At 41.5% G+C, this 14,350-nt stretch carries 10 protein-coding genes and 1 pseudogene; 1 reads left to right on the top strand and 10 read right to left on the bottom strand.

Going from position 1 to position 14,350, the window contains the following annotated elements; translation table 11 throughout:
• Positions 1-2: 2 nt before the first annotated feature.
• A pseudogene (locus tag RCG19_RS12375) lies at positions 3-759 on the bottom strand (NRDE family protein).
• A gap of 283 nt (positions 760-1,042) precedes the next feature.
• Between RCG19_RS12375 and RCG19_RS12370 the strand changes: the two are divergent.
• Positions 1,043-1,210 carry a DUF3934 domain-containing protein gene (locus tag RCG19_RS12370; RefSeq protein ID WP_166244759.1) on the top strand — a complete coding sequence of 56 codons (168 nt, stop codon included), beginning with the start codon at positions 1,043-1,045 and terminating at the stop codon, positions 1,208-1,210.
• Positions 1,211-1,324: 114 nt separating this feature from the next.
• Here the strand turns inward: RCG19_RS12370 and RCG19_RS12365 are convergent, their stop codons facing one another.
• From RCG19_RS12365 to RCG19_RS12325, 9 genes are all read right to left on the bottom strand, one after another.
• A complete protein-coding gene (locus tag RCG19_RS12365) occupies positions 1,325-2,173 on the bottom strand; it encodes a VOC family protein (protein WP_308107385.1) in 849 nt (282 codons plus the stop codon).
• A gap of 187 nt (positions 2,174-2,360) precedes the next feature.
• Positions 2,361-3,743, bottom strand: coding sequence for an L-cystine transporter (locus RCG19_RS12360; RefSeq protein WP_308107384.1), 1,383 nt, complete (start codon positions 3,741-3,743; stop codon positions 2,361-2,363).
• Positions 3,744-3,970: 227 nt separating this feature from the next.
• On the bottom strand, positions 3,971-5,596 hold the full coding sequence (locus RCG19_RS12355) for an ATP-binding protein (protein ID WP_308107383.1): 1,626 nt from the start codon (positions 5,594-5,596) through the stop codon (positions 3,971-3,973).
• Positions 5,597-5,782: 186 nt separating this feature from the next.
• Entirely contained in the window at positions 5,783-7,198 is a 1,416-nt protein-coding gene (locus tag RCG19_RS12350; protein WP_308107382.1) for a sigma-54 interaction domain-containing protein, read from the bottom strand.
• 125 nt (positions 7,199-7,323) lie between these two features.
• Positions 7,324-8,109, bottom strand: coding sequence for a 3-hydroxybutyrate dehydrogenase (locus RCG19_RS12345; RefSeq protein ID WP_308107381.1), 786 nt, complete (start codon positions 8,107-8,109; stop codon positions 7,324-7,326).
• Between the two features lie 30 nt (positions 8,110-8,139).
• Complete coding sequence (locus tag RCG19_RS12340) at positions 8,140-9,576, bottom strand: GntP family permease (RefSeq protein ID WP_308107380.1); 1,437 nt, start codon at positions 9,574-9,576, stop codon at positions 8,140-8,142.
• An 816-nt stretch (positions 9,577-10,392) separates the two neighbouring features.
• On the bottom strand, positions 10,393-11,856 hold the full coding sequence (locus RCG19_RS12335) for a PstS family phosphate ABC transporter substrate-binding protein (RefSeq protein WP_308107379.1): 1,464 nt from the start codon (positions 11,854-11,856) through the stop codon (positions 10,393-10,395).
• A 130-nt stretch (positions 11,857-11,986) separates the two neighbouring features.
• A complete protein-coding gene (locus RCG19_RS12330) occupies positions 11,987-13,222 on the bottom strand; it encodes a Zn-dependent hydrolase (RefSeq protein WP_308107378.1) in 1,236 nt (411 codons plus the stop codon).
• Between the two features lie 205 nt (positions 13,223-13,427).
• Positions 13,428-14,333 carry a LysR family transcriptional regulator gene (locus RCG19_RS12325; protein ID WP_308107377.1) on the bottom strand — a complete coding sequence of 302 codons (906 nt, stop codon included), beginning with the start codon at positions 14,331-14,333 and terminating at the stop codon, positions 13,428-13,430.
• Between the last annotated feature and the right edge of the window lie 17 nt (positions 14,334-14,350).

Raw genomic sequence — 14,350 nt, 5'->3', positions numbered from 1 at the left:
AATCATAGTTGAATCGTGAATTTCTGATCCTTGACGGTATCCGTTGTGTATACTCTCTCCACATATTGGATTTCCTTTTCAGACAGTAACAAAACCGTCGAACTCCGCGTCCCGTACTTCTCACTTTTAATAAACAAAGGCGAGAGCATTCTTTCCATTTCTAGTGAAAACTCCTGTTTTTGGAAGAGATTCATCCTGAGCTGGATCGGTATTTTGCAGGAGTAGAAAAAGTTTTTCTACCAGTTCTTCCTTCTTGCCGTAAATGATTTGGGCAAGACCCTCCTTCCCTTTTTGCACTTTAGGCCATCCGCTATTTAATAAATGATTGCTAACCCCATATAGTCCTGGTTCAAGCTTTTCAAGCTTGTTGCCGATATTCGAGTAATAAAATAGTTCATCCCCGTCGCCGGCCAATAAATTATAACCTGGGAACAAGTCCTTATGACGGACTATTTGTTTCATATAATCCTTACTATCCCCATTGTATTTCAGTGCATCCGCGACTAATTCTCCGCGCGAATGTTTACCATCCGTCGATTCCCTCGGATTCCGATAATTGGTCAAAGCGGCGAAGCGCCCAGAGGCCGTGACTCCCATCCACGTCCCCATTTTTTCCAAATCTCGTCCCGCTAGGATTTCGGGCTGATCCTCCCAAAAATGTGCGGGAGCGGTTGGTCTTTGATAAAATTCATCACGATTTGCCGCAACAATCAGCTTATATTCAGGATGGACCTGATAGGCAAACAAGATTAAACACATGGACTATCACTACCCTTATTGGAAATTTCACCTGGAATTGAAATAATACCGTTCTTCCCTATTCCATATTCGGCGCCTCCCCTTTAAACCCTTTAAAAACAAGTCACAGGACGTAATAATGGTGTCAGGCACCGAATGATTTTTTCTATTTCGAAGAAAATAATCTTGTTACGTTTTTTTATAGGTATGCCCAAAGAAAATATTTTTGTGACGTTCGGTCATGATGTATGGTAAACTAGCCCACGACTTGTATTAGAATTTGGAATTATAATGGAGTGGTTTTATGAGTAAAGCTAAAGCTAAGGCAAAAAGCGGCATTGGTAGAGGAACAGGAAAGAAGGGCTGGAATCGCTGGCAAGCTGGGGCCAATAAAGCAAAGAGTTTCAAACCCTATGTTAGTAAAGGTGTTAAGAAATCAGGAGACACTTCTGACACTGCTAAAAATGATTGATCTGCCTTGAAGCATAAATCGTCATTGCACTCGTGATGTTTATTTTATTAGTGGTGAAAAGTCCCCAAACCCATAAGTCATAAGGGATTGGGGACTTTTTAATAGCCCAACAGCCTATTTAACCACTAATTGAATTTGATTTCCCGAGGGATCACTCGTTACATAAAAATCTGTTTCTTCCTTAACCGCGGCGCCAACTTGATGTAGTTGGTTGATCACGGTCTCTCTTGCAGCTTCATTAGGAAAGACAAGTGTGTACCAGTTTAAACCCACACTATTTGGCGGCGGTGGAGGTGCTCCCACTCCCTGCCATGTATTGATCGCAATATGGTGATGATACCCGCCGGTGGACAAAAATGCCGCCTGGGGATAATAACTAACCACATCAAACCCAAGCCCTTTTGTGTAAAATTCTTCTGCCTTTTTAAGGTCACCTACATGCAGATGAATATGACCCATAATAGTCTCAGAAGGGAGACCATTCCATTCTGCATCACTTTCCGCCAAAATTCCTTGTGCGTCCAGCTGCTCAGTCGCCATTTCCACTAGATCGTTTTTCCATGTCCACTCAGAAGAGGGACGATCTCGGTATACTTCAATTCCATTTCCGTCTGGATCATTCAGGTATAACGCTTCGCTTACATAATGGTCGGCTGCGCCTAATGGATACCCTGTCTGAACCAAATGCCGTAAAAATACAGATAAATCTGCCCTTGATGGCAGCAAAATCGCAAAATGGTACAGACCAGAGGTATTCACTGTCTTCGACATAACATCATCAGGCTGTTCCAGTGTTAATAGAGGGGTTTTCCCATTCACCGTTAAGACCGCTTTACGATCCGTTTTGTCCAACACCTGAAAACCCATGATATTTTGATAAAAAGTCACTGAATAGTCTAGGTTTTTTACATTAATATTTACCTCACCGACATATAGGTTTGGTTTTTGGTGAAATTTCTCCATGATTCATCCCCCACTTCTTCCTTAGAAGTTTTATTTATTATTATATATCCCATCTATTCATTCATTCATTGTATCGTATATTTATCTCGAATTCAATTATTTTTAATTTAAAGTATATTTCCTATGTAAAAAAAGTAAAAAGGGTGTCAGGCACCACTAGCGTGGCGCCTGACACCCTTTAAAACGATTAGGCTTCTACGATATTGGGTTGTTGGTAAATGTCTGTTTCGATATCTCCTGTTGCTTTGCTTGTTAGGACGCCTGCAGTCATGGCACCACTGACGTTCAGGGCTGTTCGACCCATGTCAATTAGCGGCTCAACCGAGATCAATAAACCAACAATCGCAACCGGAAGATTCATGACCGATAATACGATTAAGGCTGCGAAGGTGGCCCCGCCACCAACACCGGCCACTCCAAATGAACTAATTGCTACGACTAGAATCAGAGTAAGAATAAAGGATATACTTGTCGGGTCAATGCCAGCAGCTGGTGCAACCATGACTGCTAACATCGCCGGATATATTCCGGCACAGCCATTTTGGCCGATCGAAAGTCCAAATGACCCGGCAAAGTTCGCTATTCCCTCAGATACTCCGAAATCCTTCGTTTGTGTTTTGATTGTCATCGGCAGTGTCCCTGCACTTGTACGTGAAGTAAAGGCAAACGTTAAGGTTGGCATGGCTTTTTTCACATAATTCACAGGGCTTAGTTTTGCAAATGAAATGAGAAGTAAATGAACAATGAACATGAGGATGAGCGCCACATAAGAGGCAATAACAAACTTGCCTAATTTTGCAATGGCCGCATAATCACTTGTTGCTGTCACCTTGGTTATGATAGCCAAAATTCCGTATGGGGTAAGGCGAAGAATCAGGGTAACCACCCTCATGGTAATCGAGTAAAATGTATCAATAATTTTGGCAAATAAATCCGCATGCTCCGGATCCTTCCGCCTCACACCAAGGTAGGCAATCCCAATAAAGGCTGCAAAAATGACAACCGCGATTGTCGATGTCGGACGCGCTCCCGTTAGATCTTGAAACGGATTACTAGGAATTAATTCAACAATTTGTTGCGGCAGGGTCATATTTTCGATGCCCGCCACTCGTTCCACTAACTGGTCATTACGTGCTTTCTCGGCATCACCCTCACTGAGATGAATGCCATCTAGACCAAATCCAAGCGCAGATCCAATACCGATGGCTGCGGAAATAGCGGTGGTTCCAAGCAGGATTCCAATCACAAGGAAGCTTATTTTTCCGATGTTCTTCGTCAACTTTAATTTAGTAAAGGCACCTACAATCGAAATGAAGACAAGCGGCATGACAACCATTTGTAAAAGCTTAACGTAACCGAACCCTACAACGTTAAACCAATCGATTGAACCTGTAGTAACTTCATGTGTTGTTCCGTATATTAAATGAATAACAAAGCCAAAAATAATACCTAACCCCAATGCAGTGAACACACGTTTTGAAAACGAAACATGCTTCCTTTGCATCATGAATAAACCTAAAATGAGCAATAGTAATACAGCAACATTCACGATAATAAGAAAAGTATTCACACTATTCCTCCTTTGCTAACATACTGAATACCGAATCCCTAATCCGCTTAATCATATCAGTCAAGTCGGAATTTACATTACTCTTAACCTTTTTCCCATTACCATCAAACGTTTGATATGTAATAAATATGTCACCATGTTAAGAAATATACCAAGCTAAAAAAAGGTGTCAGGCACCGTCTGTGGACATTGTCCACAGACGGTGCCTGACACCTTTTCAACTATTATCAACTTGCTAACGGAAGTTTAATTTCGACTGTGGTTCCTTGTTGGATTTGGCTTTTATAGGTGATGCTGCCATGGTGTTGTTTGAGTATTTTATGGCAGATCATGATACCAAGCCCTGTTCCCTTTTCTTTTAAACTGTAAAAGGGCTCGCCTAATCGAGGAAGCAATTCCTCGGGAATTCCATAGCCTTGATCTTGAATCGAGATCACGCACTCATCTAACAGTCCTTTATTCAAATGGATATAAACGTCCCCGCCATTTGGCATCGCCTCGATGGCATTCTTTAATATATTTAGGAAAACCTGCTTTAATTGATTCTTTTCAGCTGTAACAATAAGTGGAGCATCCTCAAATTTCAAGTTAAATTGAATGTTATTCATAAGTGCCTGCGGTGCAAGGAGCTCGAGTGTATTTTCAATTAGCTCCCTAATATTTGTTCGGTCCAGTTGAACCGCTTGAGGTTTCCCTAATGTGAGAAGCTCGCTCGTAATGGCTTCAATCCGTTCTAATTCACTTAAGAGCAGGTCATTATATTCAATCGAACTATTTTCCACTTTATACAGTTGGACAAATCCTTTTATTGTTGTGAGCGGATTGCGGATTTCATGTGCCACTCCTGCTGCTAGTTCCCCAACAATTGATAGCTTCTCAGATTGCAAAAGAATTTCTTCAGACTTTTTCCGTTCAGAGATATCTCGGCTAATAAGCACAATGTTCTCGATTGCTTCTGTTTCTCCCCGAACGGGCATACAACGGGACTCAAATTCAATCCAATGCCCTTCCTTGTGCCTTAAACGAAATTCCATCGTTTGTGATTCTTTTTGTTCGAACATCCTCATAATGGAATTTCTAAACATCGTCACATCGTCGGGATGAACAATCTTACATAATTCAAACTTTTCCAGGTCACTGGTCGGGAATCCTAAAACCATCTCATGCGAAGGGGAGAAATAACTAATCGACTGCTCCTTATTCATCAGCATGATCAGATCGGATGTGTTCTCCGCGATGAGGCGATACTTTGATTCACTTGATTCTACCAGTTTGTACATGTCCGACAATCGATTATTTAGTCGATGCAGCTTCACATATGATTCAATAAGTAGAACCCCAACGATGACGCCTAACATGACAAATAAAAGATATTGAAGATGAAAGAAAGGTTCATCTCTAAATACGTGAAAAATAATGGGTACATTTATCACATAGATGACGAGATATGCCCCATATAAAATCATACATTTTTTTACTGCGGTAAGCTGTTTTGTAAACAAATGGATGAGAGAAAAAACAACCATAATGTTGGTCCAGCCAATAATTGCCGTGCTCCAATGACCACTTAAAAAAAGTCTTGAGATCAATGCGAAGATCCCCGTTAGGAATCCTGAAACAGGTCCAAAGTAGGCAAAGACCAAAATAACCGGGGCATAGCGGATGTCGTAGGAATAACCTGCCTGCTGGAAAGATAACATGACGAGGATCACAGAAACAATTCCTCCGTATAATCCAACTCCCAAATGTACCTGTTTCAGTGGTTTAAGATTGATAAATGAACGGATGACTAATGGCGTGCTAACCAAAAGCGAAAATATCGAGAGATTAAAAATGTAGTCTAAAAAAACCAACTGACTCCCACCCATACTTTGTCGAATTTGTCATATTATTCTCTCTTATCTTAAACTAGAATTATTACTATTACTATAAGGAAAATATTCTTTTTATTAGTACCTTGGGTCCGGTTGACGCGGGAAGCAATAGGAAGAAATTCACATAGCCTTCCATTGAACCTTTTATATGGATGTTAGTTTTCCCTAGTTAATATTGTACATTTTGCATTTCTCATAAAAACGGGTCTTCCCTATCTCCAAAAGCTTGGCTGCTTCCTGTTTATTTCCATTCGTAACGGTCAATGCCTGTAAAATGGTTTCTTTTTCAACCATGGCTAGCTTTTCCTTTAACGGTGTTATCGGTAACAGAACGTCATCCTCAGGGTTTTTACCACTCATATTGTTTAGGTCGCTTCCCTTCCATTCCTGATCCCGTAAATATAAGGGGAGGTGGGACACTTCGATTGTTTTGCCATCTAGAACATTAATAGCCCGTTCAAGCACGTTCTCAAGCTCACGAATGTTACCTGGCCATGAATGTTCCATGAGCCGTTGTTCCACTTCTGGAGAAATGGCAATCCCTTTACGGTAAAACTTCCCTGCTAACTTTTTCAAAAGGTTTATTGAAATGAGTGGAATATCCTCTTTACGTTCTTTCAATGGGGGGATCTCGATTTTAATGACATTTAACCGGTAATATAAATCCTGACGAAACGTTCCTTTCACTACCAGTTTCTCTAAATCCCTATGTGTTGCAGCTATGATTCGTACATCGACAGGAATGGCTTTTTGTCCGCCGACTCGCAGTACTTCTTTTTCCTGCAACACTCTTAATAGTTTACTTTGCATGGTAAGGGGCATATCGCCGATTTCATCAAGAAAAAGGGTGCCATTGTTCGCCAACTCAAACTGTCCCTTTTTTCCGCCCCTTTTTGCTCCAGTAAATGCGCCGTCCTCATAACCGAATAATTCCGATTCTAGCAGATGCTCCGGAATCGAGGCACAGTTGATGGCAACAAACGGTAGTGCCCGGCGCATGCTGCTGCCATGGATGGCATGGGCAAACAATTCTTTACCGGTGCCTGACTCCCCTATCAGTAAAACAGAAGAGTTGCTGGCAGAAATCCGTTCTGCTAATTTTTTTGCAGCAAGAAATGGCGCACTGTTTCCAATTAAATCGTGAAAATGATATTTACCTTTTAAATCCTTTTCCACCCTTGTTTTATAATAGGTTAATTCATCTGCTAGATTTTGAATCTTTGTTTTATACATCTGCCATTCCTCAGGACTGCGAAACATAACGGTCCCTAAGGTGCCTACAATTTCCCCCTCTACTATTAGCGGAAAGCGATTTGCAACCATTTCACTTCCATTGATCGGATGAACGGCCGCCAGCTCTTTTTGGCCAGTTTTGGCGACGATGTGCATACGTGTGTTTTCAATCACGTCTTGAACAGGTCGGTTGACGGCCTCTTCCACGGTTGTTCCTAGAAACTCACAATACGCGTCATTTATATAAAGAATAATCCCTTCACGATTGGTCACAACGATTCGTTCAGCTAATAGATTAATAATTTGCTCGTGCCAACCCTGTGGTATCGCTTCCAATCCTATGTTCATCTACCCACACCCTTGCCACCTTAATTATGTTTATTATAACAAAGGACCATGATGAAATTATAAAATTAATAATTTTCACAAAAATAGAATCCTATTCAATGATTGAATAGGATCTCAACTTACGATTATTGTGCCGTGTAGCCACCATCAAGGATGACCGCTTGACCTGTGATCCCCCGTCCTTTATCACTAGCCAAAAAAACCGCATAATCGGCAATTTCTGAAACAGATAATAGCCTTTTTTGCGGAACAAGCGGCAAGAGCACTTCATCAATGACACATTCCAAACTGACATTTCTTGTTACCGCTAAATCGGCTAATTGATTTCGAACTAACGGCGTATCCACATAACCTGGACACAAGGCATTAACGGTAATTCCGCTTGTTGCACCTTCTAGGGCAGCGACCTTTGTTAACCCAATCACCCCATGTTTTGCACTATTATAAGCTGCTTTACCCGCAAACCCGATGACCCCATTAATGGAAGCCATATTAATTACCCTTCCAGAACCCTGTTTCTTCATAATAGGAAAGACATGCTTTATACCGATAAATGGTGCAGTTAACATGATTTTAACAAGCAATTCAAATTTCTCGGTTGGAAATTCCTCAATCGGTGAAACAAATTGCATACCGGCATTATTTACTAAAACATCAAGGCTTCCAAACGTTTCATAGGCTAATTGAATGCTATTTTTAAAAGCTTCCTCATTTGTTACATCACAGGGTGCTGAAAGGACTTTGAACCCTTGCCTGCTTAATTCAACTGCAACATGTTCACTTTTTTCTGTATTTAAATCGGAAATGACCACCTGTGCCCCTTCTTGTGCAAACGTCTTCGCCATTTCCAATCCTATCCCACTTGCAGACCCAGTAATAAATGCTGTTTTTCCCTCTAATGTTTTACTCATGGCTGCCCTCCTATAAATAGTAGACCTTCCTTAAATAATTCCAAATATCGTGTAAAGAGCGATAACAAAGAACACCGCTATTGTTTTAATAATCGTAACAGCAAAAATATCTCGATATGATTGCTTATGGGTCAATCCTGTAACAGCAAGCAACGTAATAACGGCACCATTATGCGGAAGCGTATCCATACCACCTGATGCCATTGCGACAACACGATGCATAACTTCTGGCGGGATATTTGCAGCTGCAATCGCCTGATTATACTTATCGGCCATTGCTCCTAAAGCGATCCCCATACCACCAGATGCGGATCCTGTCATTCCGGCAAGTGTACTTGTAGTAACCGCACCATTAACAAGCGGATTCGTGAACGTATTCGAAATACCGTCACTAATTTTCGCAAATCCTGGAAGCGCGGCAATAACACCGCCAAATCCATACTCAGCTCCAGTGTTCATCGTTGCGAGCAAGGAACCGCCAATGGCCGTATTAAGTCCTTCTTTAAAGCCCTTTGTTACCCGTCTCCAATCATATAGAAGTGATGCAAGAATCCCGACAATCAGTGCCATTATAATGGCCCAAACCGCGGCAACGGATGCCACGTCAACGGAATAGGTTTTTAGGCCAATTGCTGAAAAATCAAACCCATTTGGATACCATTTAGGGATATAGGTAATAAAAAGTTTATTCGTTACCCCGACAAGTATGAGCGGAATAAAGGCAAGAATTTGTCTTGCTGCGGATTGCTTTGATGTTATATCAGGAACAGCTTCCATTTCTTCAAGCTTGATGTTTTCGGCTGCGGCGGCATTTTCAGCACCGAAGCCAAAGTAGCCCTCACCCGCTTTTTCTGCCTTCTTTCTTCTCGACTCTAGGTAAAGTAACCCGCAAGCTAAAACGAAAATAGCGCCAATAATGCCCAGAGTTGGTGCGGCATAAATATCTGTTTTAAAGAAAGAAATCGGTATAACGTTTTGAATTTGTGGTGTACCTGGTAATGCATCCATTGTGAATGTGAAAGCACCCAATGCAATCGTGCCTGGAATCAGCCTTTTCGGAATATTGGCCTGTCTGAACATTTGAGCGGCAAATGGATAAATGGCAAAAACGGCTACGAATAAACTTACACCGCTATACGTTAAAATCGCACCTAATAAAACAATCGTCAGCATGGCCCGTTTGGCACCTATCAGATGAACAATTGTTTTTGCAATGGATTCTGCAATCCCTGACATTTCCACTACTTTTCCAAAAATAGCCCCTAATAAAAAGACCGCAAAATAAGATTTAATGAACCCGACCATTTTTTCCATGAATACACCAGAAAAGAACGGTAACACATGACTTGGGTCAATGAGTAAAACCGCAAGCAATGCACATAATGGCGCAAATAGAATAACAGAAAACCCGCGGTAGGCAACAAAGATGAGCAGCCCAAGCGCCAACAGAATAACAAATAACTCCATGTACATCCCCCTTAGACTAGTCTTAATTTCCGGATATCACATCGTCCGGTTAGAAAGCGTTTACAAAAGATATCACTTTAGTAAAAGGCTCTCCCCTTACTAATTTGCAAGTATCATGCCAAGATAACATAATCCGATAATAAAGACCCATTTTTCCTAATTCTAGCAATATATAAACATTTCTCCTATGAGAATAGGGATAAATATCCTATTTGTTTTCCTTTCTTTTGTCTACTTTTCTGGCATTCTCCTTTAATTGAAATTCCGCAAAACCGGAAAATATCCGGTTTTGCGGAATTATTTTTTCGGTTTTACGGAAACGAAAAAAATAACGGCGACACTCTTTTATTAGGGCGTCTTGTCCTGAATCGGGTAATTAGCAAAAGATAATAAGCGGAGATTTTTCGGTTAAATGTAGAATGGAGCTGGTTTCGGGGGAAATATGGGGAGATTTTCAGGTTATGCCAAGCAAAATCCCCCATTTTTGGATCTTTCGAGTCAATAGGCGGAATCTCTCCGTCTATTGAAGCTTTTTTTAATCAGAATTTCTCATTAGGCGGAATTTATACGTCTATTTATCAGGTTGGTTGCTTAACCTAACCCCCAAACCGATAAGTGCGGACCCTCTAGATCCTTGATGTAGGAATCAGCAGCTTTTTATCGACCAGCTTTTAAAAATTTATAAAATTATTCTTCTGTCATTTAATTAAGAAGGCACCCGAAAACGGAATCCTTTACGGCTTTTAGCTCCTCGCTCTCCATTTTGAAATGTGTCCACCTGGGGAAGACAGGTGTTCATTTATGGTGCCTGACACCCTACTCCCTTGCCCTACTATATCCAATTCTTTCTACAATCTCTTGACCCTGGGGTCCTTGCATCCATTCTAGGAAAGGTTTTATGGCCTGTTTTGGGTTGTCTTTCACCGTAATGGCGTAGAGGGAGGCGGTAAAGGGGTATTTCCCGCTCGCGATGTTTTCGGGATTTGGTTCCACTCCATCAATGGCCAGCAGTTTAATATTCGGATTCTTTTTCATCCCGGTTGCAAAGAAACGGAATGAAAAGCCAATCGAATTATCATAGTTACGATAATCAGCTACCTGTTCAATAATTCCACCCATCCCCTCAGGTACGTCCTCCTTTAGTGGCTTTATGATTGGGGTATCGCCCATAATTTTTTCTAAAAGTGTTTGGCTGCCGGAATTTTTTGGACGCTGAAAAGCAATGATTTTCTCTCTCTTCCCGCCAACCTCAGACCAATTTTTTACTTCTCCGGAGTAAATCTCTTGAATATCGGAAACTTTTAAGCTATTGACTGGATTACTTGGATTAACAAAGAAGACAAAGGCTTCCTTACCAATGGGCGTCATGACCAATTCTTTCCCATCCTTTTTCGCCATTCCCAGCTGCTCCTTCGACGGTATGGCACCAAAGTAAATATCTGCTTCCCCAGATAATAGACGTTCATAGGCATAAATAGTATTAGTAAAACTGACAATCTCCCCTGCCCTGTCCATCTCTTTTCCAATATTCTCATAGACTGTGTTGGCAAACGCCGAGTAAACCGGAAAAGCCGCTTCTGCTCCGTCTAAAATCGGCATCTCGCTTGGATTCTTAATGGTAAATGTCGATGTCGCCGCCAGCTTTGGCAACTTATTAGCTAGATTCGTCACCTCATATGGCGTTAAGTCTGTACTAGAGTAGCCGCCCCCATACTGAAAACCATAGGATGGTAAAACCGTCTGACTACGGTGCCATTGAACCGTTACGCCTGTGCCTATTGCAAGAAAAAAAACCAACAAAATTGGCACCAGCTGTTTCCGATTCATAAAGGGCCGCACCTTGCTTATGATCGTTGTTATCAATACCCCGCCGAAAAATGCTAACTCGTAAGCTAGCGGTGCCCATAGGAATAATCTCCCTTCACCGGAAAACATCGCAAGAAAATAGATGGGTGCTAGTGCCAGGTGAAAAATGCTATAAAAAAGCCAAGAATTTGCCCCATAAAACCCACCGCTGATCAACATAAACACAGCCCATAAAAGGGCCGTATAGGCAAGCGGCAAAAAGAAGAGTGTGATAAGTTCTGGCAATCCACCTGACCGAACTCGTCTTTTACTTATAAAAAGTCCCGCGAGAATACCGCCGGCACTTAGAGGCAGAAGTGCTGCCATTATGATATCATCTAGTCCCGAGCCCATTAACAAAAACGCAATGATAGACAATACAAGAGGTACCACACCAAAATTCAATAATAAGAGCCATAATTTTTCCCCCAACATCATCCGCCCTTTCAAAGAACACGTCTATTTTATGGTGTAATTTTACACTATTGTATGATTTTTTACAACCTTGTTTTTATAATAAAAAAAGACTCCTCCGCCAGGCGGAAAAGTCTGTTAGTGAAATCATCTATGATTTTGATAACAATGTAAGCACAGTATCTAAAATGACATTAACCCCTTTTTCACAATCCTCCCAGCTTGTTAGTTCCTCTTCACAATGGCTTTTCCCATTAATACTCGGAACAAATAACATGGCAGTTGGGACGTAGCCCGCAATGAATTGAGCATCGTGCCCGGCACCACTAACCATTCTCTTATGAGAATAACCCAGCGATTCGGCGGAATGCTCCAACAGCTGGCAAAGTCCTGGTTCAAACCAAACTGTGTCACGTTCCCATAATTTCGTCGTCTTAATCTCGCAGCCCTCGCCCACGCCTAAATGCGGCAGGCTTTGAATGAAGTTCTTAACGGTATCGACGATTTCCATGTCTTTGTGCCGTGCTTCAAGGGTAAACACAACCTTATTCGGGATAACCGTATGGATACTCGGATACACGTTTACTCGACCAATCGTAAAGACTAACTCTTCATCCAATACACCTAAACGATTGCGGATTTCGTTAATTAAGTTATTCGTCGCAAACAGGGCATCCTTTCTCATCTTCATCGGAGTCGTCCCGGCATGATCCGATTCTCCTGTTACCTCAATTTCATAGCACGCCATTCCTACCACACATTCGACCACGCCAATCGTCAAGGCTTCTTTTTCCAAGATTGGCCCTTGTTCAATATGCAGCTCTAAAAAGGCACTAGCCTCCTTCAACCGATTCCCCACATCTCCCTCGTATCCAATCGCTTTTAGGGCCGCCTCAAAAGTAATTCCCTCCGAATCTACCTTTTTTAACATGGCAGACTTATCAAACTTGCCTGAAAGAACACCCGATGCCATCATCGAAGGTTCAAACCTTGCCCCCTCTTCATTGGTAAAGTTGACAATCGTAATCGGAATTTGCGGTTTAATTTGATGATCAATCAGTGTTCTAACGACTTCTAACCCGGTTAGTACGCCTAAAACACCATCAAAGCGGCCGCCTTTTTTTACCGTATCCAAATGGGAACCGATCAAAATGGGCGGTTTATTTTCAATCCCCTCAAGGGTTGCGTACATACACCCCATATCATCGAATGTGACCGTTAAACCCAAGTCTTCGCAACAAGCTTTAAAGTAATTTCTGACGCGGCGATCCTCTTCTGACAAGGACAACCTTGTTACTCCATTGTTTTCTGTCCGACCAAAGTTTGCAAACCTTTCTAGCTCCTGCTGCAGTCTCTCTTCATTGATTACGAGCTTTTGTTTTTGCATTATTAAACACTCCCCTTTTTAAAAAAACTGATACTAAAGTGTGCTTAAGTATGTTTTCGTTAAATGTTTAATAAGGTGGAACGACGGTAGTGATAAAATATATGAATATTCAGTTAACATATTAATTATACACCACTGTCTAGGCCTGTCATTAGACAAAATATAAAACCTTTCCTATGAATTATCTTATATTGTGTAAGGGGGCTTAAATTTTCTTACCTTGCCCCGCTGAAGCTAAATATTCTTTGAGTATTTCAATAAACACTTTTAGTCCTTTTGTTTGAAAAAGCGATCGGGTAAGGATGGAAAAGTTGCGTTTAAAAGGCAGTCCTTTCACGTGCATTTCTTCCAAATAGCCATTGGTTAGCTCCTTATCAAGTGCCCAGCGGGAAACTAAACTGATCCCAAGTCCAGCCTCAACCGATTCTTTAATCAGTTGTGTGCTCCCAAATTCCATTACTTTCTCCGGAGTAAATCCATTTATTTGAAACAGCTTATCTGCAGCCTCCCTTGTTCCTGATCCCTCTTCTCGTAGGATCCACGTTTCAGCGGCTAGTTCTGAAAAGCGGATTTCATCTTTCTTTTTCAATAGGGGATGGTGGGGTGCAGCAACAATGACCATTTTATCTTCAGAAACGATTTCTATATTTAAATTATCATTCTTTACCACCCCTTCAATAATCCCAATATCTAATTGATATGAACTCACTAAATCGATAATTTCCTTTGTGTTATAAATCTTAATGGATGGGCTGATATGTGGCGACTGCAGCCTCATACTAGCAATAATATGCGGGAGGATATATTCGCCAAATGTGTAGCTCGCCCCAATTGCAATTGGGCCGCTTGCGTTAGTTGTCAGATCATCTACTAGATAGTGCATTTTTGTATAGAGTGCTACTATTTCCTTGGCATGGTGGTAGACAATCTCACCGGCCTTATTTAAACGGACAAACTTATTGCTCCGTTCCAATAATCTTGTCCCGACAGCATCTTCCAATGCCCGAATATATTGACTGACCGCCGGCTGTGTCATATGTAGTTCCTCCGCTGCTTTAGAAAAGTTTTCTTTTTCCACGACCTTTATAAACACATCTAAATGTTGATCCACCGTTTCGCCTCCCATTT

Source organism: Neobacillus sp. OS1-2, assembly GCF_030915505.1.
Lineage (GTDB): Bacteria > Bacillota > Bacilli > Bacillales > Cytobacillaceae > Neobacillus.
Note: the sequence above shows the minus strand (reverse complement) of the source record. Positions and strands in the feature narration are given on the sequence as shown.